Source organism: Aliamphritea spongicola (assembly GCF_017051665.1).
Taxonomy (GTDB): domain Bacteria; phylum Pseudomonadota; class Gammaproteobacteria; order Pseudomonadales; family Balneatricaceae; genus Amphritea; species Amphritea spongicola.
The window spans coordinates 1-26,725 of sequence record NZ_JAFIDL010000007.1 but is presented as its reverse complement, the minus strand read 5'-3'; the positions used below and the strand labels follow the sequence as shown (position 1 = coordinate 26,725).

Here is a 26,725-nt window from a genome sequence, read left to right as displayed (position 1 = left end):
CCGGATAAAAATGCACAAAAAAACCCGTAACAGTTTCCTGCTACGGGTTTAAATAGCACATCAGAATTTATGCGGTAACATTCTTCGCTACAAATTCCTGTACGGTCGTCAGTTCATTAGGCAGCACTGTCATACGCTCTTCACGCTCAAACAGATCTGCCATATGCTCCGGCAATTCCGGCGCCTGCAAACCCGCTTTGAGAACCGCTTCAGGGAACTTAACCGGGTGCGCTGTCGACAGTACAATCATTGGCACACTTTCATCACGACGGCACTTACGGGCAGCAGCAACACCGATAGCCGTATGCGGATCCAGCAGATAACCGGTATTTGCATGTACCTCAGCAATCAGCTGGCAGGTTGCATCATCGTCACAGGCATGACTGTCAAACAGCTCACGGACTGCTTCCCAGCGGGATGCATCCAGCTGAACGGATTCTGTTTTAAAGCGATCCATAAGATCAGTAATGGCAGCACCGTCACGGCCGTATACATCAAACAGTAAACGCTCGAAGTTAGACGACACCATGATGTCCATGGATGGCGACAGCGTATGAACAAGCTCACCTTTGCTCATATCATTGTCCGCGATGACCCGGTGCAGAATATCATTACGGTTAGTCGCTACAACCAGTTGGCTGATTGGCAGGCCCATCTGCTTTGCAATGTAACCGGCAAAAATATCACCGAAGTTACCTGTTGGCACTGAGAAGGCAACCTCACGGTGCGGGCCACCCACAGCCAGTGCTGCAGAGAAGTAATAAACGATCTGCGCCATGATGCGCGCCCAGTTAATGGAGTTAACCGCGCCCAGCTTACGGCCGTTCAGGAACCCCTGATCCGCAAAGCTGTCTTTAACCATTTGCTGACAGTCATCAAAATTACCTTCCAGGGCAATGTTATGCACATTGTCCGCCAGAATACTGGTCATCTGCTTACGCTGAACTTCTGAAACCCGGTTATAAGGATGCAGAATGAAGATATCCAGGTTATTGCTGTGACGACAGCCTTCAATAGCAGCAGAACCGGTATCACCGGATGTTGCTCCCATAATAACCAGACGCTCATTGCGCTGCTGCAGGACAAAGTCCATCAGACGTCCCAGCAGCTGCAGGGCAAAATCTTTAAATGCCAGGGTCGGGCCATGGAAAAGTTCCAGCACCCACTCATTGGTATTCAGTTCTTTCAGCGGCGCAACCGCTGTATGGTTAAACCCCGCATAGGTCTCATCAACCATCCGTTTAAAGTCGGCATCATCAATGCAACCGGCCACAAACGGCTGAACAACTTTATAAGCCAGATCTGCATAGGACAGGCCCGCCCAGGAAGCAATTTCTTCCTTTGAGAAGGTCGGCAGTTGTTCAGGCACATACAAACCGCCATCACTGGCCAGACCTGCAAGTAACACATCAGCAAAATCCAGTGCCGGTGCTTGTCCACGTGTCGATATATATTTCACGGTTATGACTTCCTAAAACTTAAGCTTCGAAGTGTTCAACACGGATACGGGTAACCGCACCGTCGATGTCAGCTGAGGCTTCGATCTTAGCAATTGCCTCATTCATCTGCTGTTCCTTCACTTCCTGGGTCAGGATAATGATAGGCACCAGTTGCTCGTGGGTTTCTTTCTGCAGAATCGCGTCAATGCTGATACCAGACTCACTCAGAATACCAGTCACCATTGCCAGCACGCCCGGCTTCTCAACCGCATGCAGGCGCAGGTAGTAAGCGCTTACAACCTCTTCAATCGGCAGAATAGGCTCATCAGACAGTTCACCCGGCTGGAATGCCAGATGAGGTACACGGTTATCGCGATCTGCAGTCAGGGTGCGGACAACGTCAATAACATCAGCTACAACGGCAGAAGCTGTTGGCTCTGCACCGGCACCAGCACCGTAATACATGGTCTGACCAACGGCATCGCCATCAACCAGCACGGCGTTCATAACACCGTGTACGTTAGCAATCAGTGCTTTCTCAGGAATCATGGTTGGGTGAACACGCAATTCAACACCGGACTCACTGCGACGGCTGATACCCAGATGTTTAATCCGGTAGCCCAGCTCTTCAGCATACTGCACGTCTTCCGCAGTAATCTTGCTGATACCTTCGGTATAAGCCTTAGAGAATTGCAGGGGAATACCAAACGCCAGTGAGGCCAGAATAGTCAGCTTATGCGCCGCATCGATACCCTCAACATCAAAGGTAGGATCAGCTTCGGCATAACCCAGCGCCTGAGCTTCAGCCAGCACATCAGCAAAATCACGGCCCTTGTCCCGCATTTCTGTCAGGATGAAGTTACCGGTGCCGTTAATGATACCCGCCAGCCAGTTGATCCGGTTCGCAGATAAACCTTCACGGATAGCCTTGATCACCGGGATACCACCCGCTACACCCGCTTCAAATGCAACCATCACATTTTTTTGCTGTGCCGCTTCAAAGATCTCATTACCGTGCTCAGCGATCAGCGCCTTGTTAGCCGTCACAACGTGCTTGCCGTGCTCAATGGCAGTCATTACCAGCTCAAGCGCGGTTTCATAACCACCGATCAGCTCAATAACAATATCGATTTCAGGATTACGGGCAACGGCAAAAATATCCGCGGTAATCTGGGTGCCTTTAGTATCGCAATCAGGATTTGGACGACGTGCACCCACTTCCTCGATAATAATCTTACGGCCGGCGCGACGCGCAATTTCTTCAGCATTGCGCTTCAATACGTTATAAGTGCCGCCACCTACGGTGCCGAGTCCACAGATACCCACTTTTACTGGTTTCAAACCGTTACCTCGCTTGTCATGTCAGGGAATGCCTGATGGCATACCCGGGCCGAGTCAAAATAGCTTCGCATTATATCTAAGTCAGCAGGGATGCACTACGCAGCAGGTCGCTTTGAAACTAAAAAAGGGAGCATTTTGCTCCCTTATTGATGAATAGTTTTTAATCTGCAGGATTAATTCACCTGAAGCATCTCAGCCAGACGTGCTGCCGGCACATAACCCGGTACCAGAGTACCGTCTTCCAGAACCAATGCAGGCGTACCAGTTACGCCAGCCTTACGGCCAACATTCATCTGCGAAAGTACCGGACTCTCACAGCTACTGTTCGCCTGTGGCAGGCTGTCTCCCTGCTTAGCCTTAGTCATAAGCTCTTTACGGGTTTCTTCATCGTCAGCACACCACACAGAATCCATCGTCAGGTGTGCAGGTGAGCCTGCGCCGGCACGAGGGAAGGCCAGGTAACGCACTTCGATTCCCAGTGCATTAATATCTGCAATTTCCTTGTGCAGTTTACGGCAATAGAAGCAGTCCACATCCGTAAATACGGTGACACTGGCTTTCTTCTCGCCCTCAGCCGCAAAATTAATGGTATCGCTGGCGTCGTTGCTGGCCAGCAGTTCAAGCCGGTCACCTTTCTTAGCTTCTTCAGTCAGGTTAACCAGCGCACCGTTCTCGCTTACTTTAAACATATCACCAACGACAAAATGACTGCCGCTCTCATTGGTATACAGGGTTTCACCGCTCTTCAGTGTCACCTGATACAATCCGGGAAATGCCGCCGGCTTTACTTCAACGATAGGCACCATCGCATTCAGGCCACGCAAAGCGTTACGAATATCGGCTTCCTTATCCCCTTCCGCCTGAACGGTTGCAGCAAATGCAAACAATGCGGCTGCCATCATCAAAAATTTACGCATGAAATCCTCTACCTTAATCACTGCAAATCATCACCGGTCAGAAACCGGTATATTTGTGGTCTGAATCTTGAGACGACAGGATACCCTTAAAGTTCAGAGTCTTAAGCATTTTTTTATCCCCGTGGATGATGCTTCCGGTGCAGGGACTGCAACCGGTGCTGTGCCACATGGGTGTATATTTGTGTCGTGGACAAATCACTGTGTCCAAGCAATAACTGAACAACCCGCAAATCAGCGCCATGATTCAGTAAATGTGTCGCAAAGGCATGCCTCAGAACGTGAGGTGACGGCAAATGGGTTAATCCAGCCGCCAACCCGTGACGCTTAATCCGGTACCAGAAGGTTTGCCGGGTCATTTGTGTCCCCCGTTTACTTGGAAACACAACTTCATTACGTGAATCACTTATCAGCAGTGGCCGCACATTCTGCACATAATCCCGCAGCCAACGGGCAGCTTCATCTCCTAACGGTACCAGACGCTCTTTGTCACCTTTACCCACGACCCGGATAATGCCCTGCCGGGGATTAACCTGACCAAGCTGTAACGATACCAGCTCAGTTACCCGCAACCCCGCCGCGTACAACATCTCCAGCATTGTCCGGTCACGAAAATCCAGGGGATCATCCGTATTCGGCGCCTCCAGCAGCGCTTCAACCTCTGCTTCTGTCATTGTTTTTGGCAGTGACCGTCCCCGCTTCGGGCTTTCAATATCCAGTGTCGGATCAGCACTGAGCACAGCCTCGCGTACGTAATACCGGTAAAACCCCCGTAAACAGGACAACATTCTTGAAGTCGATGCCGGTTTCAGTCGCTGTGTAACCCGCCAATTCAGATAAGCAAGCAGCTCAATCCGCTCCAGTTGCAGAAGAGAATAACCCCGCTCCTGCAACCATACTGCAAACTGACGAAGATCCCGCCGGTAAGACTGCAATGAATTATCACTCAAGCCTTTTTCAAGCCAGCTGGCATCCAGATAAGCATCTATAGCCTGCAAATTATCCTGTGAAAGCTGCTCCGTGTCTGACTGCAGTTCTGACACACTGCCCCCCTTAACTAGACTGATTCCGGCGCACTGTCACCAACAACGACCGGTTTGTTCGCTATTTTATAGTGTCATATCTAAGATCACAGCAATACACATCAACAAAAGTCACCACTATGCTGTCACCCACAGAACAGGCATCTCAGAAGAACACACTGCTTCTTACATGCGGTGCGCTGGCAAAAGAAGTAGTCACTCTGATCTCGCATAACCACTTGCATCATATTGATATTCAGTGTCTGCCCGCTCACCTGCATCACCGCCCCGTACTGATACCTGAAGCCATTCGTAAAGCAATTGAAAAATACCGGCACCGTTACCAAAACATATTTGTTATTTACGGTGATTGCGGGACTGCAGGTGCGCTGGATGAAGTACTGGAGGAATATGGCATTGAACGCATCCCGGGCCCACACTGCTTTTCCTTCTTTGAAGGCAACGAGCGCTTTGCAAACAACGAAGATGACGTCACTTCATTTTTTCTGACCGATTTCTTTTGCCGACACTTCGATAAATTTATGTGGCAGCAATACGGCCTCGACAAAAGTCCGAGCATGCTGTCTTTCATGTTCGGCAACTACAAAAAACTTGTTTATGTCGCCCAAACCCGGGACAAAAAACTCTATGACAAAGCCCGTGAGATTGCCCGCCGTCTCGGACTGGAATTCGAATATCGCTACCGGGGCTACAGTGACCTCGGCATTTACATAGAAAGTATTGATAAATAAAACACAGGCACAAAAAAAGGTGGCCTGAGCCACCTTTTTTATTCCCGCAGGAAAGTTGCTTACTTAGCCAACTTTTCCTTGATACGTGCAGACTTACCGCTACGCTCACGCAGGTAGTACAGTTTAGCCTGACGAACGTCACCACGACGCTTAACAGCAATGCTGTCAACGCTGGTAGCGAAAGTCTGGAAAGTACGCTCAACGCCCACACCGTGAGAGATCTTACGTACGGTGAAAGCAGAGTTAACGCCACGGTTACGCTTACCGATAACAACGCCTTCGAAAGCCTGCAGACGCTTACGCTCGCCTTCTACAACTTTAACCTGAACAACAACGGTATCACCCGGTGCAAATTCAGGAACGTCTTTAGTCATCTGTTCAGCTTCAATCTGCTGAATGATTGGATTTTTGCTGCTCATCGCTCGCTCCTAATACTAACCCTGAGACCCTCGGGTCTCCTGGATAAATTCGTTTAACAATGTTTGCTGCTCTTTATCTAACTCAAGGTCTTCCAGCAAATCAGGACGCCTCTGTGAGGTTCTGCCTAACTGCTGTTTCAGACGCCAGCGTCTGATTGCCTCGTGGTTACCGCTGAGCAACACATCAGGTACGGACATTTCGTCGAGTTTTTCAGGCCGCGTATAATGCGGACAGTCCAGCAAACCGTCACTGAAAGAATCTTCTGCCGCTGAGTCCGCATGTCCAAGAACACCCGGAAGCAGCCTGGAAACCGCATCGATCATTACCATTGCCGGTAATTCGCCACCGCTGAGAACAAAATCGCCCAACGACCACTCTTCATCAATTTCCGTTTCCAGCAGACGCTCATCAATACCTTCATAGCGTCCGGCAACCAACACCAGCTTTTTATGGCTGGCTAACTCTTTCGCACCGGCATGATCAAATCGGCGGCCCTGCGGTGACAGATAAATAACTTTAACGTTTTCATCTGCACCGGCAGCGTTTTTGGCTGCATGGATTGCATCCCGCAGCGGCTGCACCTTCATCAACATGCCGGGACCACCACCATAAGGGCGGTCGTCAACGGTACGGTGTTTGTCTGTAGTGAAATCCCGCGGATTCCAGCACTGCACATCCAACAGGTTATTGCGCACTGCCCTTCCTGTCACACCGTGGCAGGTAACTGCCTCGAACATTTCAGGAAAAAGGCTGACAACACCGATCCACACCGGTTAAAACTCCGGATCCCAATCGACCCGAATCGTACCTTCATCAAGGTTTATTTCTTTGATCACCTGATCCGGCAGGTAAGGAATCAACCGCTCACGGCGATCAATGCTCTGACCATTACCTTTCACAACCAGAACGTCATTCGATCCGGTAGCAATCAGGTGACTTACCTTACCCAGCTTCTCGCCAGACTCGGTGATAACATCTAACTTTTCCAGCTGGCTCCAGTAAAATTCACCGTCATCCAGTTCTGGTAACAGGCTGGTTTCAATCGCGATATCCAGGCCACAATAGTCCCGGGCTACATCACGGTCATCCACACCTGCTAATTTAGCAATCAGCCCTTTGCCATGTTTCTTGCCGTCAGCAATTTTGACCGGCAACCACTGACCATTTCTGTTCAGCAGCCATGGTGAGTAATTCAGAATGCTTTCCATCGGCTCAGTGTGTGAATAAATTTTCACCCAACCTTTTACGCCGTAGATGGTTGTAATGCGCCCAACAATCGTCGTTTGCTCAGACGTTAAACCACTCATTCTAAAAACCCGACTGATAACTAATTAATTATGCGCTTTTTGCTTCTTTCAGAAGCGCAGCAACACGGTCAGATACCTGAGCACCTTTAGATACCCAATGTTCAACGCGCTCAAGATTGACACGCAGACGCTCTTCCTGACCTTTCGCCAGCGGGTTGAAGAAGCCAACACGCTCAATAAAACGACCGTCACGAGGATTACGAGAATCTGCAACAGAAAGGTGATAGAAAGGACGCTTCTTAGCGCCGCTGCGAGCTAAACGAATAGTTACCATGCGTTCGGTCCCTTTATTAAGTGAGCTTTGACATCACTCACAGTTCATTGTTTGCAATCTCGCTCAGGTTACGAAACCCGTAATCCCGCGTAGACTGCGCCTAACATAAAAAACGAGGCGGCATTTTACGTGAAAATGCCGCCTTTTGAAAGCTTATTATCTGACAGTATTTCAGCCTGCTATTTACAGCTTGGGAAAGCCTCCCGGGCCACCCATTCCGCCCATGCCACCCATACCCGGCGGTAGCATACCTTTCATGCCACGCATCATCTTCGCCATACCGCCTTTGGTAGAAAACTTCTTCATCATTTTCTGCATCTGCTTGTGCTGTTTAAGCAGGCGGTTGATATCCTGGATCTGAGTACCGGAACCGGCAGCAATACGCTTTTTACGTGAGCCACTGATGACATCCGGACGGCGGCGCTCATGAGGCGTCATTGAATTAATGATGGCTTCCATCTGCATGAAGTTCTTTTCAGCACCGGCCATATTGCCGCCCTGCATCATCTGGCCCATCTGGCCCATGCCTGGCAACTTATCCATCAGCGAAGACATACCGCCCATATTCTTCATCTGCTGTAGCTGGTCACGGAAATCTTCCAGGTCAAAACCTTTACCCTTCTGAACCTTCTTCGCCAGCTTTTCAGCTTTGGCTTTATCGACTTTCTGCTCAACTTCTTCGATCAGCGACAGTACATCGCCCATGCCCAGAATACGGGAAGCAACACGGTCCGGGTGGAACGGCTCCAGCGCGTCAACCTTTTCACCCACACCCAGGAACTTAATCGGTTTACCGGTAATGTGACGAACAGATAATGCAGCACCACCACGGGCATCACCATCTGTTTTGGTCAGAACAACACCGGTCAATGGAAGGACATCATTAAATGCTTTCGCTGTATTGGCAGCATCCTGACCGGTCATGGCATCTACCACGAATAATGTTTCAACCGGTTTGATCGCTGCATGCAGGTCTTTGATCTCATCCATCATGTCGCTGTCTACGTGCAAACGGCCCGCAGTATCGACAATCAGAACATCAAAGTGCTTCACTTTGGCATGGTTTATAGCGGCATTAACAATATCAACCGGCTTCTGCTCAACAGTAGACGGGAAGAAATCCACTTCCACTTCGCCTGCCAGCGTTTCCAGCTGTTTAATCGCAGCCGGACGGTATACGTCCGCAGATACAACCAGTACTTTCTTTTTCTTGCGCTCACGCAGGAAACGGGAAAGCTTAGCAACAGAGGTAGTTTTACCTGCACCCTGCAGACCCGCCATCATAATGACTGCCGGTGGCTGAGCGGCCAGATTCAGCTCTTCATTCGCCGCACCCATGACCGCTTCCAGCTCTTGCTGGACGATCTTTACAAAAACCTGTCCGGGACTCAGGCTCTTGCTGACTTCCTGACCAACAGCACGTTCTTTAACGCGCTCAATAAATGCTTTAACAACCGGCAGCGCAACATCCGCTTCCAGTAAAGCCATGCGTACTTCACGCAAAGTGCCTTTAATGTTGTCTTCGGTCAGCTTGGCTTGACCCGTCACCGCCTTTAACGTTTTCGACAGGCGATCCGTCAGATTCTCAAACATATTACTCTTGCCCTGATGGCTGATATCGGTTCGCCGCAATAATGACTGGCAGCGCAACCTTAAATAAAGGATGGCGGCATTATACAGCACCCCGGTTTATAAACCCAATACACAAACTTATCTGCTCAGCATGCACAGACTTTGATCTGTACCAATGGAATATATTTCATCACCCTGATATTTATGACAAACTTGACACTGAGTATTTTCAATTAATTCATTCTCTGTTTAAAAGTTCTGTGCCGTGTGTCGCCCGGCACCTGAAAGAGCACCCTATACACATGCTGACTCTATTCACTGCAAGTGCAATTATCTTTTACCTGAGCGCTGCTTTTATGCAGGTCAAAAATCTCCAACAGGCAGACCGGTTTGCCCCAGCTAAAGTAAAAGGCATTGCGCTTATTGCTTTCGCTGCGCACAGCTACGCGGTTTTCCTGGATTTACACCGCCCAATGGGGATCCATCTGGACTTTTTCAGTGTCGGCTCTCTGATCGCCTGGTTGGTTGTCGCACTGGTATTACTTAGCAGCCTAAGACAAAAAATCGATAACCTGTTCATCGGCGTATTCCCGATGGCGGCAATCTCTCTGACCTTTGCCCTGCTGGCGCCGGACACGAATATCGCCAAAGATTTTGCCACCGGGCTGGTGATTCATATCTTGCTGTCCATCATGGCTTACAGCATTTTTACCCTGTCCGTTTTCCAGGCAGTACTGCTGGCCAAACAGGAGTATATGCTCAAGCATCACCGGACCCGTGGCCTGATCCGTTCGCTACCGCCGTTACAGATCATGGAAAAATTGTTGTTTGAGATGATCTGGACCGGTTTTATTCTGTTAACCGCGTCGCTGATTACCGGCATGCTGGTCTTTGATGACTTATTTGCCCAGCATCTGGTACACAAAACAGCCCTTTCAATCATCGCCTGGCTGCTTTATGTCGCGTTGTTGGTTGGCCGCCACGTCATGGGCTGGCGCAGCCAGAAAGCAGTTCGCTGGACCGTCGGCAGCTTTACCCTTCTGATGCTGGCTTTCTTTGGCAGCAAATTTGTTATAGAGCTGCTGTAAACCTGTCGTTACGGGCAGCCATCAAAGCTTGACTTAAAATCGGCTTGTATTGAAAATGGCTGCTCAATAATTAAGCGAAGGTTTCTGCATCTTGGACGACGCATCGATCGGCTCCCTTTTGGGAGTTTTGTTGTTTCTAATCTTTTGTTCCGCATTCTTCTCCAGCTCCGAAACGGGCATGATGTCCCTCAACCGCTATCGCCTGCGGCATATGGTGAAGAACAAACACCGGGCAGCCACCAAAGCCAGTAAATTACTGCAACGTCCTGACCGACTGATCGGTGTTATCCTGATCGGCAATAACTTCGTTAACATTCTGGCCTCTGCAATTGCCACAATCGTTGCCGTACGCCTGTGGGGAGAAGCAGGTATTGCCATTGCTACGGCCTCTCTGACGCTGGTCATTCTGATTTTTGCCGAAGTAACCCCGAAGACGGTTGCAGCCCTTCACCCGGACAGAATCGCCTTTCCTGCATCCTATATCCTGCAGCCTTTACTGCTGGTGCTTTACCCGTTCGTCTGGATTGTGAACGGCATCACCAACGGCCTGTTAAAACTGTTCGGCATTAAGGTAACCGAAGGTAATCACCATCACCTGAGCACAGAAGAACTGCGCACACTGGTAAACGAGTCTGGTGCGGTACTGCAGCAGCGAAACCAGTCGATGCTGCTCGGCGTACTGGAACTGGACGACGTTGCCGTAAATGACATCATGATTCCGCGAAATGAAGTCATCGGCATCGACCTTGAAGATGATATTGAAGTCATTATCGAGCAGCTGAGCACCACCAACCACACCCGCCTGCCGGTTTACCGGGGCGAGGTAAATAAGGTGGTTGGCATGCTCCACATGCGTAACCTTGCACAGGTTTTCCAGCAAGGCTCTGTCACCAAGGCAGCGATCCTTCAGGTGATTCATGAACCTTACTTTGTGCCGGAAAGCACCCCACTGCAAACCCAGCTGCTGAACTTCCAGAAAGCCGGTCAGCGAATTGCTCTGGTGGTAGATGAATACGGTGATATTCAGGGCGTGGTTACTCTGGAAGATATCCTTGAACAGATTGTGGGCGAGATGTCCGGCAACACCAAGGAAGAAGATCAGGACATTCACCGCCAGGAAGACGGTAGCTATTTCATCGACGGCACCGCTAACATCCGGGACGTAAATAAATCGCTGGACTGGGACTTACCAACCGACGGCCCTAAAACCATCAACGGTCTGATGACTGAAGTACTGGAATCTATTCCGGATGCCAACGTCTGCCTGACGATTGGCCGCTACCGGATTGAAACCCTGCAGGTAACCGCCAACCTCATTAAAACCATCCGCATTATTGAGCTGGAAGGAAAAGATGAAGAGGATGAAGACGACTAAGCATTTAGCCGTCTCCTGATGAACACGACAAACGCTCCTTAACCGGAGCGTTTTTGTTTGTCCGCCAGCTCCCGCTCCCGGATCAGACTGTAGACTTCCAGCTTCTGCTCATCACTCATCACGCCCCACTCGGCAATTTCCATTCCGCTGCGGCGGCAGGCAATACACAGATCCTGTTCATCCAGCGCACATACCCCGGTGCAGGGTGAGCGGACGGGCGTTGATTGTTCAGTCATACGTTACAGCTCTTATCTCTTGCAGCTATCTTGCTACTTATTATTGATGTTCCGGGCGCGGTCTGACAGGAATACCGGCATCCAGCCCAATATTTAACAACTCAACCAAAATGCAGGCTGTCAGCCCCCAGATGATATTACCCTGATATTCATACGCCGGCACATAGTGGGTTTTACCCCGGTACTTAAATGCATCCGTACGGTGGCGCTTATCTTCCAAAAAAAACCGCAGGGGCACAGTAAATATTTCATCCAGCTCAGCTGGGTTTGGAGTTAAATCCGTATCCGGATCAATCAGCCCGACATAAGGTGTTACCCGCAACCCATGCTTTGACATTGCCTGGCTGAGCACCCCCAGCACTTCCACCCGCTCCGGCGGCAAGCCTACTTCTTCATGAGCCTCACGCAGTGCGGTCGTCAGCAAATCCGCATCTTCAAAATCTTTTTTCCCTCCCGGGAACGCCACTTCTCCTCCATGAGAGGACAAGTGCATTGTCCGGCGGGTCAGCACCACCTGCGGATCATCACTCTTGGTCAGCGCTACTAAAACAGCTGCCTCAGGCCCTTCATACTCAAGCACCCTTGGCGAACTGGCATGTAACCGACGCGCTAACTCCTGAATCATATACCCTCCACATTTACTTCTTTCCATCATACCCGGCGCAACAGGTAAAGTTTAGTCGCGCCACCGTCGCCGAATGGGAAAATTTTGCGGTACACTTTGCTCCAACATGAATATCAGGAGCCAGTATGAAATTTTGCAGCAGCTGCGGGGCACAGGTTCGCATTGAAGTCCCGGCCGGTGATAACCGCCCACGTCATGTCTGTATCAGTTGCGCTGAAATCCATTACTCGAATCCTAAAATCATTGCCGGCTGCCTGCCGGTTTTCGAAGACAAGGTGCTACTGTGCAAACGGGCCATCGAGCCCAGAATCGGCTACTGGACACTTCCCGCCGGATTCATGGAAAACAACGAATCCACTGAACAGGCAGCATGCAGAGAAACATTGGAAGAAGCGAATGCCAGAGTCAGCAACCTCCAGCTTTACAGCCTCACCTCAATGACTCACATCAGCCATGTGCAGATGATCTACCTGGCAACGCTGGATGATCTGGATTTCTCAGCCGGAGAAGAAAGCCTTGAAGTTGAGCTGTTCAGCGAAGCCGATCTGCCCTGGGAAGATATTGCCTTTCAGAGTATCACCAATGCATTGCGCTGTTACTTTGAAGACAGACGCAGTCAGAGCTTCCCTCTGCGACACTTTGAAATACACGCACCATCGAAACGCCCGCTCAGTAAGGCTTCAGTCTGAAGCCTTACCACCCCGTTTTTTACGCCGGATCAGAGGCCTGAATTTCGCCAACCACCAGGCACAGAGAATACCGCTGATAAAACCGGCGATATGGGCTTCAAAACTCACCTGACGGCTAAAATCGAGCAGGGTATACACCAGCCCGCCGTAGAGCAGGATGGTCAGCAGACTGAAGGCAACTGCCTTAAATGAACGGGTAAACAGGCCATAGCTCAGTAAAAATCCCCAGTAGCCCATAACTACACCGGAAGCACCGATGTGAATGCTCATCCTCCCAAAGATCCACACCAGCAGACCGCTCACCAGAATTACAAAACAGGTTACAAAAGCCAGTGGCCGCAACTGGATAATTAAAATACCCAGCAGTGCCAACGGCACAGTGTTGCCCAGTAAGTGTTCAACATTGCCGTGTAAAAACGGCGCTGTCACCACACCATACATGAGCTCTGTATGCCTGGGGATTAATCCGTATAAACGTAAACCGCCACCGGTTAACTGATTAACACCCTCAATAATCCACAACAGAGCAATGAAACCTGCCAGCCATTTCAACTGCGCTGATCTTTTTATCACCAATTCACCGCTCCCCCGCTATTACTGGGCCACAGCCTTTATCTGCAAGTCATGAAGATGTTATTCACATGCTAATCCACAGAAAAACTGGATAATTTTATGTTTAACCACTGCCTTGCCACACCACCTGAACACAATAAGAACAAGCAAAAATAACTCAGCTAAAACAACAGGCTAGCAGCTTTATCAGAACCTTATGCAAATCTATTACACAGGTTTATTCACAGAATACGTGCATAACCTCCTGAACTTTATAAACAGCGGCCACCAATGGCTCGCTAAGCCCCTTGCCACCCGCTATACGACCGACTCAGAAATCAGCCAGCTTATACACCTCGTAAGCCACTTCTTCATAAGGATGAGATCGCTTCAGTTCCTCAACCACTGAGCTGATCAGACTGTCTTCACACACCAATTCGACCTTCCACTCTGCCAGGCGTTCCACTTTGTGCACACTGCCAATATGAGGATTACTGCCTTCCAGCGGTCGAAACTGCCCCTGCCCCAACACCTGCCAGCAGCAATTGTCATAATCCCCGATACGGCCTGCACCTGCAGTAAACAGCGCTTCTTTAACTGTTTCCAGACTATCTTCAGGTACAAAAAAACATAATTTATACACTGACCAACTCCTTTAATCCTTTCCTCAAACAAAAAAGCCCCGGTAAAACCGGGGCTCTTCAAAAATAGCATATGCAAAATCAATTCAGATCCAGCACATCCTGCATGCTGTACACCCCTTTCGGCTGCTCACTTAACCAGCTTACTGCCCTTACAGCACCTTTAGCAAAGGTCATACGTGAACTGGCTTTGTGGGTAATTTCAAAACGCTCGCCCTCATTGGCAAACATGACAGTATGATCACCGACTACATCACCGGCACGGACCGTCGCGAAGCCAATTTCTTTTTGGGTTCGCGCCCCTACCTGACCTTCACGGCCATAAATCGCACATTCACGTAAATCACGCCCCAGCGCACCGGCAACAGCTTCCCCCATACTCAGCGCAGTACCAGACGGAGAATCCACCTTATGATGGTGATGGGTTTCGATGATCTCAACATCATAATCATCCCCCAGAACTTTAGCTGCCATCGCTAACAGTTTGAAACTCAGGTTAACGCCCACACTCATGTTAGAGGCAAATACCACTGGCATTTTATCCGCATAACTATCCAGTTCGGCACGCTCTTCAGGTGTTAGACCGGTAGTACCAATCACAATACGCTTGCCGTTTTCAGCACAAAGCGCCATGTTCTGCAGCGTCACCTGAGGCGAGGTGAAATCAATCAGCACATCGAAGTCATTAATTACGCTTTCCAGCGAACCGGACAGGGTAACACCCAGCTTGCCAACACCCGCCAGCTCACCAGCATCTGCACCAATCAGACTGCTTTGCGGGCTTACAATCGCCGCACCTAACTGCATTCCATCAGCGGCTTCCACCGCCTGGATATTTGCCTTTCCCATCCGGCCGGCGGCACCGGCAACTGCTACTCGAATCATGCTTTAATCCTGATAAACGGCCCGCAGAAAGCAGGCCGGTATAAATGTATTATTCAGATCTGTATTTATTCCGGTGCGCACGGCTGTTCGCAAGGCACATTCTGATCCATATCCAGTGCCGGCTTGGCAACTTCCGGACGGCCAACAACTTTAGCAGGTACACCTACAACCGTGGTGTGAGCCGGTACTTCATCCAGTACTACAGATCCACCGCCAACTTTGGCACCTTTACCCACTTCGATATTACCGAAGATTTTTGCCCCGGCGGCAATCAGTACACCTTCACGGATCTTAGGATGGCGGTCACCGCTCTCTTTACCGGTACCGCCCAGAGTAACACCCTGAAGGATGGACACATCATTTTCGATGACACAGGTCTCACCCACCACAATCCCGGTGGCATGGTCAAACATCACCCCGTGACCGATTCGGGCTGCCGGGTGGATATCTACCTGGAACACCGAGCTGACACGGCTCTGGATATACAGCGCCATCGAATAGCGTCCCTGATTCCACATCCAGTGTGATATCCGGTAAGACTGCAGGGCATGAAACCCTTTAAGATATAACAGTACGATGGTGAAACGCTCAATTGCCGGATCACGGGTACGCACCGCGACGATATCCTGACAGATAGATTCAAGAATACCCGGATCTGCCCGTAATGCCTCATCAATCAGTTCACGCAGGGCAACCGCTGGCATCACATCATCTGACAGTTTGCTCGCCAGCAAATAGCTGACCGCCGCACACAGGCTCTTGTGACCTATGATGCTGGCATGGAAAAAACTGGAAAGGAAAGGTTCGCGCTCAATTTCTTTGCGCGCTTCTTGCTGGATCAGTTGCCATAAAGCATCCGGTTCCACTGGCCAATCACTCATAACAGGCTCTCTATCTGACGGCTACAGACACCCCTGCCGGGCTAAGATACTCGCAGGAGCCTTCAATCTCTTGCTAAACAGGGCCTGCATTCCTGCAGGCCCTGTTTATATTTTAGGTCATATCTTCGAAGAACTTCTTCACACTGTCGAAGAAACCTGTCTTCTTAGGTGCATGATGCTGCTGGCTGTCGTCCATGGCGGACTCAAATTCACGCAACAGCTCTTTCTGACGGTTACTCAGGTTAACCGGCGTTTCTACGATCGCCCGCACTAACAGATCACCCACTGCACCACCGCGGACCGGCTTGATTCCTTTACCACGCAGGCGGAACAGCTTACCTGTCTGGGTTTCTGCCGGAATCTTCAGCTTCACGCGGGACTCAAGCGTCGGCACTTCCAGTTCACCACCTAAAGCAGCATCAATAAAGCTGATTGGCACTTCGCAGAACAGGTGTTTGCCGTCACGTTCAAAAATAGCATGATCACGAACATTCATCTGGACGAACAGGTCACCGGACGGTCCACCGTGAGTACCGGCTTCACCTTCACCCGCCAGACGGATACGGTCACCGGTATCAACGCCCGCCGGAATCTTAACCGACAGTTTCTTGGTTTCTTCAATACGGCCCTGACCGTGACAATCGTTACACGGATCAGACACTACCTGACCTTCACCATGACAGGTCGGGCAAGTTTGCTGTACAGAGAAGAAACCCTGCTGCATCCGCACCTGACCAACACCGCCACAGGTACCACAGGTTTTAGCACTGGTGCCTGGCTTAGCACCGCTGCCATCACAGGTATTACAGCCAACAAGTGTCGGCACAGTAATGGTTTTTTCACAGCCCTTAACTGCTTCTTCCAGCGTCAGGTCCATGGTGTAACGCAAATCTGCACCGCGTTGTACATGACTGCGACGGCGTCCACCGCCACCTGCGCCACCGAAAATATCACCGAATACGTCACCGAATACATCGCTGAAACCACCGGCACCGCCGCCGAAGCCACCGCCACCCATGCCGTTAGGATCAACACCCGCATGGCCGTACTGATCGTACGCGGCTTTTTTCTGCTGATCAGACAGTATTTCGTAAGCTTCGTTAACTTCCTTGAAAGCTTCCTCTGCTTCTTTGTCGTCCGGGTTACGGTCCGGGTGATACTTCATCGCCATTCGGCGGAAGGCTTTCTTGATATCCCGGTCTGAGGCGTCTTTGGCTACACCCAGTACTTCGTAAAAATCTCTTTTCGACATAATCTGTTTCGCTTGTCGTCGGTGCTCAGCTGGCACGTATTAAAAACGCGACAACGCGGGACCGGCCCGCGCTGTATAAAGACGGACTCAGGCTGCCAGGCAACCCGAGTCTGTTTAGCATCATCTGTTCAGATGAAACGACTTATTTCTTGTCGTCTTTCACTTCTTCAAATTCTGCATCAACCGCATCATCAGCCGGCTCAGCCTGTGCCTGTTCAGCACCGCCTTCAGCACCTTCAGCAGCCTGGGCTTCAGCATACATCTTCTGAGCCAGACCGGAGATTGCTTCTGTCAGCGCCGCTGTTTTGGTGTCGATCGCTTCTTTATCTTCACCTTTCAGCGCTTCTTCCAGCTCTTCTACTGCAGCATTGATTGCAGTTTTCTCTTCTTCAGTTGCCTTATCACCGGCTTCTTCCAGAGTCTTCTTCGCAGAGTGAACCATCGCATCACCCTGGTTACGCGCCTGAGCCAGCTCTTCGAACTTCTTATCTTCCTCAGCATTTGCCTCGGCGTCATTTACCATTTGTTCGATTTCGTCATCACTCAGACCGGAAGAGGCCTTGATCACGATAGACTGCTCTTTACCAGTCGCTTTATCTTTCGCAGATACGTTCAGAATACCGTTGGCATCAATATCGAAAGTTACTTCGATCTGAGGTACACCGCGAGGCGCCGGCGGGATATCAGCCAGGTCAAAACGGCCCAGAGATTTGTTGGAGCTAGCCTGCTTACGCTCACCCTGTACCACATGAATGGTAACAGCAGTCTGATTGTCATCTGCAGTTGAGAACACCTGAGACTTCTTAGTCGGGATAGTGGTGTTCTTGTCGATAACAGGAGTAGCAACGCCACCCATAGTTTCGATACCCAGAGACAGTGGAGTTACGTCCAGCAGCAGAACGTCTTTAACGTCACCGGCCAGAACCGCACCCTGAATTGCAGCACCCATTGCTACTGCTTCATCCGGGTTAACATCTTTACGCGGAGACTTACCAAAGAACGCAGATACTTTCTCCTGAACCATTGGCATACGGGTCTGACCGCCTACCAGGATAACTTCATCAATTTCAGAAGAAGACAGATCAGCATCTTTCAGTGCGATACGGCAAGGTTCCAGTGAACGCTCAACCAGCTCTTCAACCAGAGATTCCAGCTTAGCGCGGGTAATTTTAACGTTCAGGTGCTTAGGACCGGTTGCATCTGCAGTGATGTACGGCAGGTTCACGTCAGTCTGCTGAGCTGAAGACAATTCAACTTTTGCTTTTTCAGCACCTTCTTTCAGACGCTGCAGCGCCAGTGGGTCGTTGTGCAGATCAATGCCGGACTCTTTCTTGAATTCGTCTGCAAGATATTCGATCAGACGCAGGTCAAAGTCTTCACCACCCAGGAATGTATCACCGTTGGTTGCCAGTACTTCGAACTGGTGCTCGCCGTCAACTTCAGCAATCTCGATGATAGAGATATCAAAGGTACCACCACCCAGGTCGTATACAGCAATGGTCTTATCGCCTTTAGACTTGTCCATGCCGTACGCCAGTGCTGCTGCAGTTGGCTCGTTGATGATACGTTTAACTTCCAGACCAGCGATCTTACCGGCATCTTTAGTTGCCTGACGCTGCGCATCGTTAAAGTAAGCAGGTACTGTGATAACCGCTGCATCAACAGTCTCACCCAGGTAGTCTTCTGCAGTCTTCTTCATTTTCTTCAGAACTTCTGCAGATACCTGTGGTGCAGCCATCTTGTTGTCGTTTACCTGAACCCAGGCATCACCGTTATCGGCTTCAACAATCTTGTATGGCACCATGCTGATGTCTTTCTGAACAACATCATCTTTAAAACGACGGCCAATCAGACGCTTAATCGCGAACAGAGTGTTGTCCGGGTTAGTAACCGCCTGACGCTTAGCTGGCTGACCTACCAGTGTCTCACCTTCGCCAGTGTAAGCGATGATGGAAGGAGTGGTGCGATCGCCTTCTGCGTTTTCGATAACTTTAGTGTTTTCACCGTCCAGTACAGCAACGCATGAGTTAGTGGTACCTAAGTCGATCCCGATGATTTTACCCATTGTAAAACTCCAATCTTTCTGAGCCCGGTATGACGGGCGTAAATTCTGTAATAAAGCCTTTGCTTGCTATATATGTCCGGTTTTCATGCTTTCAAGCCAAAACCGGATCTTTTTTGCGGCTTTTATAACTTTTTCTGCGGTCAGTTACCGCAGCAGGACTCTTTTAGCCCTGAGAAACAATCACCATTGCCGGACGAATCAGACGCCCGTGCAGGGTGTAACCTTTCTGCATCACTGCCATCACGTGATTAGCCGGTACTTCAGGGTTCGGCACCATAGACATAGCCTGATGAAGTTCCGGATTAAATGCATCACCCACAGGGTTCACCTGCTCAACCTTGAACTTCTCAAGACCGGATACAAACATGTTTAGTGTCATTTCAACACCTTCACGCAACGCTTTAACCGCTTCATCATCAGACTGGCTGGCTTCGATCGCACGCTCCAGGCTGTCCATGACCGGCAACAGTTCGTTGGTGAATTTTTCCAGCGCAAACTTATGCGCTTTCTCTACATCCATTTCCGCACGGCGACGTACATTTTGCATGTCTGCCTGAGTGCGTAATTCCTGATCCTTCAGCGCAGCAACCTGTGCTTCCAGTGTCGCTACGGATGCCTGCAGAGCAGTGATATCCGCATCTCCCTCAACAGCAGTGTCCAGCAGCTCGTCTTCATCCGCCAGAACACCTTCTACCGTTTCAAGAACGTCTTCTGCACCACCGGCCGGATTTTCCTGCTGTGCTGCATCTGCCTGAACTTTGTCTTCACCTGCCATCTGAATCTCCAAGTATTTCTGCCTGCAACGTATATCTGGCCGTTGCTTCACAAAAGAAATCTTTACGCCTGACAATCTGAATTGCAGGGGTAAATCGCGTTGCTGACATATATGGGGCTGTACAGCCGGGATTCAAGTTTAAAAAACGTATTTTTTTAGCCCTAATTTCGAAAATATATTGCGCTGAAAACATGAATGGCTTATAAAATACAAAAAACACTGTACAAAAACACAGCCTGTACAGTAAAACAGTATTCATCCCTTAAGTTTGCCGACAGCAGCGGCACCTGATTAAACACAGCAGTACGTAAAGATAGCGTTACCTTTGACCGAGGCCAGACAGATGCTGACACAGTTAAATATTCGTAATTACGCAATTGTTGAACAACTTGATTTAGAACTGCACAACGGCATGACCGTCGTTAGTGGTGAAACAGGTGCCGGTAAATCAATCATGCTGGATGCACTGGGGCTGGCACTGGGTAACCGTGCCGACAGCGGTACCGTCCGCAACGGTGCTGAACGGGCAGAAATCACTGCTGATTTCGACATCAGCAATATTCCGGCTGCGCGGGACTGGCTGATAACCGAAGAACTCAATCAGGATGACCAGTGCATCCTGCGCCGGGTCGTTACCGCTGAAGGCCGCTCACGCTGCTATATAAACGGTACTGCCTGTCCGATAGCCAAAGTACGCCAGCTGGGCGAATATTTAATTGAAATCCACGGCCAGCACGAACATCAGCGGTTGCTGAAAAAGGACCATCACAGGCACCTGCTTGATGCATTTTCAGGAGAAGCCCGGCTGGTACAGCAAGTCCGGCAGCAACATAAAAAATGGCGCGTACTGGACCAGAAACACAAAACCTTATCCCAGCAAAACGAAGAGCAAGCCGCCCGGGTACAGTTGCTCAGCTATCAGGTTGAAGAACTGGAAACCCTGCAAATTGAGGAAGGCGAATTCGAATCGCTGGTAAAAGAACAGCAAACCCTGGCTAACGCCGGCGAAATTATTCAGACCGGCCAGCACATACTCCAGATCACCCAGGACAGCGATAGCGGCAACTGCCTGAGTTTACTGAACCAGTGTCAGCACCTGCTCAGCAACATGAAGGCTCAGTCCCCTTCCATTCGGCAGACCATGGAAATGCTGACCAACGCCCAGATTCAGATTGAAGAAGCCAGTCAGGAAATGAATCAGTATCTGGGCCGTGTCGAACTTAACCCTGAACGCCAACAAATCGTTGAAGAACGCCTTAGCAAACTCTTTGACCTGGCCCGCAAACACCGTATCGCACCGGAAGAACTGACCGAACACCTGGCTGCTCAGCAACAGGAACTGGCAGACCTGTCCATGTCTGATCAGGAACTGGATGCGCTGGCTGAACAGGTCGGCACAGCCTATCAGGACTTTTTACAGCTGGCCCAGCGTCTCAGCGATATCCGCGCACGCACAGCGAAGAAACTGGCCAAGCAGGTCAACCAGCAACTGCATGATCTGGGAATGCCTGCTGCCAACCTCGATGTTCAGCTCACAGCTTATGAAAGCGGACAACCGAACCCTAACGGGCTGGAAGAAATTGAATTTCTGATTTCAACCAACAAGGGCCAACCGGCACGCTCACTGCACAAAATTGCATCTGGTGGTGAACTTTCCCGTATCAGCCTGGCCATTCAGGTGATTACCGCAAAATCCTCCAGCACACCGTCGCTGATATTTGATGAAGTGGATGTAGGTATCGGCGGCGCTATCGCAGAAGTTGTTGGCCGGCTGTTACGTCAACTTGGGGGTCACAGCCAGGTACTGTGTGTAACACACCAGCCGCAGGTTGCTTCTCAGGGGCATCAGCATCTGTTTGTCAGCAAACGGGCCGGTAAAAAACACACCCATACGCAGATCAACACGCTTAGTTCCGACGAACGCATCGAAGAGGTTGCCCGTATGCTGGGAGGAATCGATGTAACCAATACTTCCCGCGAGCATGCAAGGGAAATGCTCGGCGTTCAGCGCCCGCACTGAAGCCCCGCACAGATACAAAAAAAACCGGCAATCAGCCGGTTTTTTTTTAAAGTGGATAAGATTTACTTATCTTTAGCATCCTTATGAACACCATAAAGATAAACTGTCCGGTCGGTAATAGTGAACCCCATACTTTCGGCAATTTCGTCTAGCAATTCATTTAACCGTGGATCGGTAAACTCTTTAATCATTCCACTTTTTACACAAACAATGTGGTCATGCTGCTCATCTTTGGTCAACTCGAACACTGAATGGCCACCTTCAAAATGGTGACGGCTTACCAACCCGGCCGCTTCAAACTGCGTAAGTACCCGGTAAACGGTTGCCAGACCGACATCTTCACTCTGATCCAACAGAATTTTGTAGATATCTTCCGCACTGAAATGATCGCTTTCACCCGCTTTCTCAAGGATCTGATAAATTTTAATCCGGGGCAGAGTAACTTTCAGACCTGCTTTTCTTAATTCTTGATTTTCAAGTGACATAATCTTTCTCTATGATGTTGACCGCAACGGATGATAGACTTATTTTTTCCGAACTTTTGAATAAGCCCAGTCTCATAACAACAACTGAACTCATTCAGAAGTTCTAGACTGATTATCTGATTTTATGCCCGAAAGTGGAAGTCATTTACCTATGCAAAAACTATATATTGCTCTTCTGACCGCAATTTTCCTTAGCGGCTGCGCTGAATTTCCCGGTGTTTACAAGATTGATATCCCTCAGGGTAACATCGTCACTCAGGAAATGGTTGATCAGCTTCGCCCGGGCATGACCATTAATCAGGTACGTTACGTAATGGGTACGCCGCTTCTGACAGACCCGTTTAACAAATACCGCTGGGACTACATTTACAACAACAAGCATCCGGACGGCTCTGTCACTAACGAACGTCTGACCCTGGAGTTCGATAAAGAAACCGGCACCCTGAAAGGTCTGGCCGGCAACTTCAGGCCCGGCGGCGATAAACAAGCCACACAGTAAGTCTGACCCGTTTCATCAAAAAAGCCAGCACTGGAAACAATGCTGGCTTTTTTGTGGATCATTACTGATGCAGACTTATTCCGCTTCTTGTTCTGCCTTAGCCTTTGCTGCCCGCTTCGCCCGTGCTTCTTTAGGATCAGCAATCAGCGGCCGGTAAATCTCTACCCGCTGCCCTTCTTTCAGAATGACATCCTTCGGATTACGGATCGACTTACCAAAAATTCCCATCGGATCATTATCGATATCGATTTGAGGGTACATCTCTACAATCCGTGACTGCACCACCGCTTCATACGCGGAACAGTCATCCTGTACCTGTAAGCTGACAATCTTCTGCTCATGGGGTAAGGCATATGCCACTTCTACACTGATCATACCGCTTAAAACCTGATACCTGATGCTGCACAACGCAGCAATAAATTAAACATAAACCTGATCGGCACGGCTGACAAACGCATCAACCATGGTTGCCGCCATCTGGTTAAACACCTTACTCATCGCCATACTGGCCAGCTTACCGGAAAAATCAAACTCAAGATTCAGACTGACTTTACACGCTTCATCGCTCAGTGGAGTAAATACCCACACACCTGCCAGTTTCGAGAAAGGGCCTTCAACCAGTGATATACGTATTTCACCGGGGCGCTGTAGCTCGTTTCTGGTCGTAAAACTGTATTTAAGACCGGCTTTCGCCACATGCAAACTGGCTTGCATCACATCATCAGTCGCCTCATGAATGGTTGTGCCAGTACACCAGGGCAAAAACTCCGGATAACCCGCTACATCATTCACCAGATCAAACATCTGCTCAGCAGTGTGCAGAACCAAAGCGCTACGGTCTACCTTTGTCATTATCTCTCCGAATACCCTCTGTATGGCTACACTTAAAGCATCCCACACACAGAGTAATTGAAACAGGGGACGCTATTTTCTGAGGTTCGCTCCGTAATTACAACTTTAACCACACTTTCACCACGAAAAGCTGATCCGCAGCACCACTTCGCCAGATTGCTTTTCCCACATACCCCTATATAATCGCGCTCCATGGCAAAGAAGAAATCAAAACCCAGCGGCAATACCATCTGCCAAAACAAAAAAGCCCGTCACGAATATCATATTGATGAAAAAATCGAGGCAGGCCTGGCATTAACAGGATGGGAAGTAAAAAGCCTTCGCGACGGACGCGCACAACTGGTTGAATCCTATGTTATTTTTGACAAAGGTGAAGCCTGGCTGATCGGTGCTCATTTCACTCCGTTAAAAACGGCCTGTACTCACGTAATCGCAGATCCGACGCGACCGCGGAAACTTCTGATGCACGCCAGACAGATTTCAAAGCTGTTTGCTGCCACCCAGGCCAAAGGCTACACCTGCGTTGCACTGGGCCTGTACTGGAAGAACAACAAGGTTAAATGTGAGGTCGCACTGGCCCGTGGTAAAAAGCTCCACGACAAACGGGATACAGAAAAGAACCGTGACTGGGATCGCCAGAAGCAGCGCCTGATGGCTGCACGCTAAAACGAGCTACAACACATAAAAAAGAGCCACACGGCTCTTTTTTAATGCCTCAATAAAATTTTCTCTGCTCAGTAACTTATTGCTGCTTCTTGGAAAAAAATCATTATAATGAGCCCACCCCGGGGGTGACTTGGCTTCGACGCTGATTGCGAACCCTTTGGTGCATGTCGTGAGTGTAGTGAATCACGTAAATCCCTTACTACATTGTTATAGTTGCAAACGACGATAACTACGCTCTAGCGGCATAAGCCCGCTAGCGCTGCGCTTAAGGTGTCTATAACTTAAGATTTTGCAGTGTCATTTGAGATAGAATCGCCCGGATGCTTTGTCTCAAGCTGAACGGTTAAAACTAAAGAGGCTCGCCCTAAACGCCCTGACCTTCGGGCCGTGATGGGTTAACCCAATAGAAGCGTCTAAACATGTAGATCTGAAGGCAGAGGATTGGCGGACGCGGGTTCGAAACCCGCCACCTCCACCAAATACTGCTTAGATATCAAAGAGTTACAGATATCTAACTTGAAAATGACCACTTATCGTCCACACGATAGGTGGTTTTTTTTGCCTGTACATTACTAATAATCGAATCAACTATCGATTAACTTCATCACGAGAAAGCCACAAGACCCTGCATAAATCATTGAAATTAAAAAACCTAAATCCTCTATGTATTGAGACGTCGAGCTATGATCTGACTCATACAAGAACAGCAAATGTTTTTTGACCCCTTCTGACTCTATCGAGAAATCCCAATCATGAGCAGCCCTATTTCTGATCTCTCTGATAGCATGGTATTTCGCTTGTTCGGTAGAGCTAATAACTCCCTTTCGCTGAGCATTATCAATCACTTGCTCAAAAATATAACGTTTAGGGGGATTAACATCAGGATTAGCTTCATACCATACTTTTAATTTGTTAATTAACTCTTCTTCTAAGAATGCCCCCCAAACCATAGTAATCGCTCTTGGTGACTTACTAGCATTCTCATTATTCGCAAACTCAATGAATCGCTGTAATGTAATGTATTTTTCAGGCAGCTCCGGTGGTTCCCCCTCCACTTCAACCACCTTATTAGATTCAGCAATCGGACCAAATTCTTCATTCATACAACGATAAAAAACGTCCCTTCCATGGAGCTCAGAATCATAAGGTGATGCCGTAAAAGGGACTTCTTCTTTGAGGGTGTTCGTAGTAATGAAACAATCTATCGTTTTTCTTTCTTCATTCGACCAGCGAGGATCTCGGACAGACAAGACCTGTGTTTGCACCATAAATAATTCCTTTTAAGCAGCCTTAGACGCTAAACGCCTCTGTATCAAACTCTCCTCAATGTACTGCATGAGATCCTCTCGATCCAACCCTTTGCTTCGTAGATATCCAATCAAATCAATATATAAGCCACTACGTTTGATGCACTTCAGGGCATAGTGAGCAGGGAATTTTCTGCGAGCATAGATTGATAGCAGATTACCCAGGGCGATGGTGACATTTCGTTCATTGCCAACACCTGGCTTTTTATATTCTCTGCGATACTCAAAGCCTGTTTCGAACTGATCAAAGCCAGCTTCAGTCATAAATACTGTCCAAACAGGATGGATAAAGCGGGAGTTATAGTCATAGCGGAAGTTGTTCAGGCCGTAGGTCCATAGGCCACCCAGATGCTTAATGACGTCTGCATATGTGTTGATGGTGGTTTGGTTTGCCAGTGCGAACTGGTGGATTACTGAGTGTGAGAAGCGTACTTCTGCCCGCCAGACGGTTTCTTCCGGGTTGTACAAGGGTTGTAGAAAGTCACTGGTTTTACTGTTCCAGCGGTCTTTGAAGTAGTCGAGCTTGTCCGAGTAATGGGCTTCTTTGCTTTTGTTATATAGGGCGAACTGGAGCGTTGAAGCAGCGCCAAACAGGTAGGACTGGCCGTGGCCGTAAACCGTGCAGATATCAGTGTCTAGTTTCAACTCGCTGATGCCAGAGCGGTCTGATACTCTACGCGACCTGCAGGTGATCTTCTCTACGAAGTGTTTTGGAGGTTCCCAGCCCTGATAGTCACACGCTAAGTGGATGGCGACACCTGCAGGGCTATATAAACTGTCCACAGAGACCA

General features: G+C 49.3%; 29 protein-coding genes, 1 other RNA gene and 1 pseudogene. 8 read left to right on the top strand and 23 right to left on the bottom strand.

Annotated elements, in window-relative coordinates; all coding sequences use genetic code 11:
- Positions 1-67: 67 nt before the first annotated feature.
- The 4 genes from thrC to xerD form a co-directional block, all read right to left on the bottom strand.
- On the bottom strand, positions 68-1,459 hold the full coding sequence (gene thrC / locus JYB63_RS17750; protein ID WP_205659255.1) for a threonine synthase: 1,392 nt from the start codon (positions 1,457-1,459) through the stop codon (positions 68-70).
- Between the two features lie 19 nt (positions 1,460-1,478).
- A complete protein-coding gene (locus JYB63_RS17745) occupies positions 1,479-2,780 on the bottom strand; it encodes a homoserine dehydrogenase (RefSeq protein WP_205659254.1) in 1,302 nt (433 codons plus the stop codon).
- 173 nt (positions 2,781-2,953) lie between these two features.
- The gene (locus JYB63_RS17740; RefSeq protein ID WP_205659253.1) at positions 2,954-3,697 is read right to left on the bottom strand and encodes a DsbC family protein; all 744 of its coding nucleotides are present in this window, start codon (positions 3,695-3,697) and stop codon (positions 2,954-2,956) included.
- Between the two features lie 113 nt (positions 3,698-3,810).
- Positions 3,811-4,737 carry a site-specific tyrosine recombinase XerD gene (gene xerD, locus JYB63_RS17735; protein WP_431193909.1) on the bottom strand — a complete coding sequence of 309 codons (927 nt, stop codon included), beginning with the start codon at positions 4,735-4,737 and terminating at the stop codon, positions 3,811-3,813.
- 119 nt (positions 4,738-4,856) lie between these two features.
- Between xerD and JYB63_RS17730 the strand changes: the two genes are divergently transcribed.
- Positions 4,857-5,468, top strand: a complete 612-nt coding sequence (locus JYB63_RS17730) for a DUF1638 domain-containing protein (protein WP_205659252.1) — start codon at positions 4,857-4,859, stop codon at positions 5,466-5,468.
- A 59-nt stretch (positions 5,469-5,527) separates the two neighbouring features.
- Here the strand turns inward: JYB63_RS17730 and rplS are convergent, their stop codons facing one another.
- The 5 genes from rplS to ffh all read right to left on the bottom strand — a co-directional run bounded on the left by rplS (position 5,528) and on the right by ffh (position 9,062).
- On the bottom strand, positions 5,528-5,887 hold the full coding sequence (gene rplS / locus JYB63_RS17725; RefSeq protein WP_205659251.1) for a 50S ribosomal protein L19: 360 nt from the start codon (positions 5,885-5,887) through the stop codon (positions 5,528-5,530).
- 15 nt (positions 5,888-5,902) lie between these two features.
- A complete protein-coding gene (trmD, locus tag JYB63_RS17720) occupies positions 5,903-6,658 on the bottom strand; it encodes a tRNA (guanosine(37)-N1)-methyltransferase TrmD (protein WP_205659250.1) in 756 nt (251 codons plus the stop codon).
- A gap of 3 nt (positions 6,659-6,661) precedes the next feature.
- Complete coding sequence (gene rimM, locus JYB63_RS17715) at positions 6,662-7,195, bottom strand: ribosome maturation factor RimM (protein WP_205659249.1); 534 nt, start codon at positions 7,193-7,195, stop codon at positions 6,662-6,664.
- Positions 7,196-7,223: 28 nt separating this feature from the next.
- Positions 7,224-7,469, bottom strand: coding sequence for a 30S ribosomal protein S16 (rpsP, locus tag JYB63_RS17710; protein ID WP_205659248.1), 246 nt, complete (start codon positions 7,467-7,469; stop codon positions 7,224-7,226).
- 183 nt (positions 7,470-7,652) lie between these two features.
- Positions 7,653-9,062: a signal recognition particle protein gene (gene ffh / locus JYB63_RS17705; protein ID WP_205659247.1), complete on the bottom strand. Its 1,410-nt coding sequence runs from the start codon at positions 9,060-9,062 to the stop codon at positions 7,653-7,655.
- Positions 9,063-9,397: 335 nt separating this feature from the next.
- On the opposite strand from ffh, the gene JYB63_RS17700 reads away from it, so the two are divergent.
- Positions 9,398-10,129: a cytochrome C assembly family protein gene (locus tag JYB63_RS17700; protein ID WP_243432053.1), complete on the top strand. Its 732-nt coding sequence runs from the start codon at positions 9,398-9,400 to the stop codon at positions 10,127-10,129.
- A gap of 91 nt (positions 10,130-10,220) precedes the next feature.
- Positions 10,221-11,504, top strand: a complete 1,284-nt coding sequence (locus JYB63_RS17695; RefSeq protein WP_205659245.1) for an HlyC/CorC family transporter — start codon at positions 10,221-10,223, stop codon at positions 11,502-11,504.
- Between the two features lie 38 nt (positions 11,505-11,542).
- Here the strand turns inward: JYB63_RS17695 and JYB63_RS17690 are convergent, their stop codons facing one another.
- Both JYB63_RS17690 and JYB63_RS17685 read right to left on the bottom strand, forming a co-directional pair.
- Positions 11,543-11,740, bottom strand: coding sequence for a DUF1289 domain-containing protein (locus JYB63_RS17690; protein WP_205659244.1), 198 nt, complete (start codon positions 11,738-11,740; stop codon positions 11,543-11,545).
- A 40-nt stretch (positions 11,741-11,780) separates the two neighbouring features.
- On the bottom strand, positions 11,781-12,365 hold the full coding sequence (locus JYB63_RS17685) for a CoA pyrophosphatase (protein ID WP_205659243.1): 585 nt from the start codon (positions 12,363-12,365) through the stop codon (positions 11,781-11,783).
- Positions 12,366-12,490: 125 nt separating this feature from the next.
- On the opposite strand from JYB63_RS17685, the gene JYB63_RS17680 reads away from it, so the two are divergent.
- Positions 12,491-13,054 (top strand): NUDIX hydrolase, encoded by a 564-nt coding sequence (locus JYB63_RS17680; RefSeq protein WP_205659242.1) that lies wholly within the window; start codon positions 12,491-12,493, stop codon positions 13,052-13,054.
- On the opposite strand, the gene JYB63_RS17675 is transcribed toward JYB63_RS17680, so the two are convergent.
- From JYB63_RS17675 to grpE, 7 genes are all read right to left on the bottom strand, one after another.
- Entirely contained in the window at positions 13,046-13,627 is a 582-nt protein-coding gene (locus tag JYB63_RS17675) for a rhomboid family intramembrane serine protease (RefSeq protein ID WP_205659241.1), read from the bottom strand. The two genes, JYB63_RS17680 and JYB63_RS17675, sit on opposite strands and share 9 nt — an antisense overlap.
- Before the next feature lie 310 nt (positions 13,628-13,937).
- On the bottom strand, positions 13,938-14,249 hold the full coding sequence (locus JYB63_RS17670) for a YqfO family protein (protein ID WP_205659240.1): 312 nt from the start codon (positions 14,247-14,249) through the stop codon (positions 13,938-13,940).
- Between the two features lie 79 nt (positions 14,250-14,328).
- Entirely contained in the window at positions 14,329-15,132 is an 804-nt protein-coding gene (dapB, locus tag JYB63_RS17665; RefSeq protein WP_205659239.1) for a 4-hydroxy-tetrahydrodipicolinate reductase, read from the bottom strand.
- A 65-nt stretch (positions 15,133-15,197) separates the two neighbouring features.
- Positions 15,198-16,013 carry a serine O-acetyltransferase gene (cysE, locus tag JYB63_RS17660; RefSeq protein ID WP_205659238.1) on the bottom strand — a complete coding sequence of 272 codons (816 nt, stop codon included), beginning with the start codon at positions 16,011-16,013 and terminating at the stop codon, positions 15,198-15,200.
- Between the two features lie 112 nt (positions 16,014-16,125).
- Positions 16,126-17,265 (bottom strand): molecular chaperone DnaJ, encoded by a 1,140-nt coding sequence (gene dnaJ / locus JYB63_RS17655; RefSeq protein WP_205659237.1) that lies wholly within the window; start codon positions 17,263-17,265, stop codon positions 16,126-16,128.
- Between the two features lie 142 nt (positions 17,266-17,407).
- A complete protein-coding gene (gene dnaK / locus JYB63_RS17650) occupies positions 17,408-19,330 on the bottom strand; it encodes a molecular chaperone DnaK (protein ID WP_205659236.1) in 1,923 nt (640 codons plus the stop codon).
- 163 nt (positions 19,331-19,493) lie between these two features.
- Positions 19,494-20,105 carry a nucleotide exchange factor GrpE gene (gene grpE, locus JYB63_RS17645; RefSeq protein ID WP_205659235.1) on the bottom strand — a complete coding sequence of 204 codons (612 nt, stop codon included), beginning with the start codon at positions 20,103-20,105 and terminating at the stop codon, positions 19,494-19,496.
- A gap of 343 nt (positions 20,106-20,448) precedes the next feature.
- Here grpE and recN point away from each other — a divergent pair, with 343 nt between their 5' ends.
- Positions 20,449-22,125 (top strand): DNA repair protein RecN, encoded by a 1,677-nt coding sequence (gene recN / locus JYB63_RS17640; protein ID WP_205659234.1) that lies wholly within the window; start codon positions 20,449-20,451, stop codon positions 22,123-22,125.
- 62 nt (positions 22,126-22,187) lie between these two features.
- Here the strand turns inward: recN and fur are convergent, their stop codons facing one another.
- The gene (gene fur / locus JYB63_RS17635) at positions 22,188-22,610 is read right to left on the bottom strand and encodes a ferric iron uptake transcriptional regulator (RefSeq protein ID WP_205659233.1); all 423 of its coding nucleotides are present in this window, start codon (positions 22,608-22,610) and stop codon (positions 22,188-22,190) included.
- A gap of 151 nt (positions 22,611-22,761) precedes the next feature.
- On the opposite strand from fur, the gene JYB63_RS17630 reads away from it, so the two are divergent.
- Positions 22,762-23,109 carry an outer membrane protein assembly factor BamE gene (locus JYB63_RS17630; RefSeq protein WP_205659232.1) on the top strand — a complete coding sequence of 116 codons (348 nt, stop codon included), beginning with the start codon at positions 22,762-22,764 and terminating at the stop codon, positions 23,107-23,109.
- 75 nt (positions 23,110-23,184) lie between these two features.
- Here JYB63_RS17630 and JYB63_RS17625 read toward each other — a convergent pair whose 3' ends face one another.
- Both JYB63_RS17625 and JYB63_RS17620 read right to left on the bottom strand, forming a co-directional pair.
- Positions 23,185-23,484 carry an RnfH family protein gene (locus JYB63_RS17625; protein ID WP_205659231.1) on the bottom strand — a complete coding sequence of 100 codons (300 nt, stop codon included), beginning with the start codon at positions 23,482-23,484 and terminating at the stop codon, positions 23,185-23,187.
- 45 nt (positions 23,485-23,529) lie between these two features.
- Positions 23,530-23,961 (bottom strand): type II toxin-antitoxin system RatA family toxin, encoded by a 432-nt coding sequence (locus JYB63_RS17620; protein ID WP_205659230.1) that lies wholly within the window; start codon positions 23,959-23,961, stop codon positions 23,530-23,532.
- 192 nt (positions 23,962-24,153) lie between these two features.
- Between JYB63_RS17620 and smpB the strand changes: the two genes are divergently transcribed.
- Both smpB and ssrA read left to right on the top strand, forming a co-directional pair.
- The gene (gene smpB, locus JYB63_RS17615; protein ID WP_205659229.1) at positions 24,154-24,627 is read left to right on the top strand and encodes an SsrA-binding protein SmpB; all 474 of its coding nucleotides are present in this window, start codon (positions 24,154-24,156) and stop codon (positions 24,625-24,627) included.
- A 121-nt stretch (positions 24,628-24,748) separates the two neighbouring features.
- Positions 24,749-25,105: a transfer-messenger RNA gene (gene ssrA / locus JYB63_RS17610) on the top strand.
- A 106-nt stretch (positions 25,106-25,211) separates the two neighbouring features.
- Here ssrA and JYB63_RS17605 read toward each other — a convergent pair.
- Both JYB63_RS17605 and JYB63_RS17600 read right to left on the bottom strand, forming a co-directional pair.
- Positions 25,212-25,895 (bottom strand): hypothetical protein, encoded by a 684-nt coding sequence (locus JYB63_RS17605; RefSeq protein WP_205659228.1) that lies wholly within the window; start codon positions 25,893-25,895, stop codon positions 25,212-25,214.
- A gap of 12 nt (positions 25,896-25,907) precedes the next feature.
- Positions 25,908-26,725 (bottom strand): annotated as a pseudogene (locus JYB63_RS17600) (hypothetical protein); the annotation flags it as partial.

Coding starts and splice junctions, on each gene's coding strand:
- JYB63_RS17740 (WP_205659253.1), bottom strand. CDS start 3,697: ATGCGTAAATTTTTGATGATGGCAGCCGCATTGTTTGCATTTGCTGCA.
- JYB63_RS17730 (WP_205659252.1), top strand. CDS start 4,857: ATGCTGTCACCCACAGAACAGGCATCTCAGAAGAACACACTGCTTCTT.
- rplS (WP_205659251.1), bottom strand. CDS start 5,887: ATGAGCAGCAAAAATCCAATCATTCAGCAGATTGAAGCTGAACAGATG.
- rimM (WP_205659249.1), bottom strand. CDS start 7,195: ATGAGTGGTTTAACGTCTGAGCAAACGACGATTGTTGGGCGCATTACA.
- rpsP (WP_205659248.1), bottom strand. CDS start 7,469: ATGGTAACTATTCGTTTAGCTCGCAGCGGCGCTAAGAAGCGTCCTTTC.
- ffh (WP_205659247.1), bottom strand. CDS start 9,062: ATGTTTGAGAATCTGACGGATCGCCTGTCGAAAACGTTAAAGGCGGTG.
- JYB63_RS17700 (WP_243432053.1), top strand. CDS start 9,398: ATGCAGGTCAAAAATCTCCAACAGGCAGACCGGTTTGCCCCAGCTAAA.
- JYB63_RS17690 (WP_205659244.1), bottom strand. CDS start 11,740: ATGACTGAACAATCAACGCCCGTCCGCTCACCCTGCACCGGGGTATGT.
- JYB63_RS17685 (WP_205659243.1), bottom strand. CDS start 12,365: ATGATTCAGGAGTTAGCGCGTCGGTTACATGCCAGTTCGCCAAGGGTG.
- JYB63_RS17680 (WP_205659242.1), top strand. CDS start 12,491: ATGAAATTTTGCAGCAGCTGCGGGGCACAGGTTCGCATTGAAGTCCCG.
- dapB (WP_205659239.1), bottom strand. CDS start 15,132: ATGATTCGAGTAGCAGTTGCCGGTGCCGCCGGCCGGATGGGAAAGGCA.
- cysE (WP_205659238.1), bottom strand. CDS start 16,013: ATGAGTGATTGGCCAGTGGAACCGGATGCTTTATGGCAACTGATCCAG.
- dnaJ (WP_205659237.1), bottom strand. CDS start 17,265: ATGTCGAAAAGAGATTTTTACGAAGTACTGGGTGTAGCCAAAGACGCC.
- dnaK (WP_205659236.1), bottom strand. CDS start 19,330: ATGGGTAAAATCATCGGGATCGACTTAGGTACCACTAACTCATGCGTT.
- grpE (WP_205659235.1), bottom strand. CDS start 20,105: ATGGCAGGTGAAGACAAAGTTCAGGCAGATGCAGCACAGCAGGAAAAT.
- recN (WP_205659234.1), top strand. CDS start 20,449: ATGCTGACACAGTTAAATATTCGTAATTACGCAATTGTTGAACAACTT.
- fur (WP_205659233.1), bottom strand. CDS start 22,610: ATGTCACTTGAAAATCAAGAATTAAGAAAAGCAGGTCTGAAAGTTACT.
- JYB63_RS17630 (WP_205659232.1), top strand. CDS start 22,762: ATGCAAAAACTATATATTGCTCTTCTGACCGCAATTTTCCTTAGCGGC.
- JYB63_RS17625 (WP_205659231.1), bottom strand. CDS start 23,484: ATGATCAGTGTAGAAGTGGCATATGCCTTACCCCATGAGCAGAAGATT.
- JYB63_RS17620 (WP_205659230.1), bottom strand. CDS start 23,961: ATGACAAAGGTAGACCGTAGCGCTTTGGTTCTGCACACTGCTGAGCAG.
- smpB (WP_205659229.1), top strand. CDS start 24,154: ATGGCAAAGAAGAAATCAAAACCCAGCGGCAATACCATCTGCCAAAAC.
- JYB63_RS17605 (WP_205659228.1), bottom strand. CDS start 25,895: ATGGTGCAAACACAGGTCTTGTCTGTCCGAGATCCTCGCTGGTCGAAT.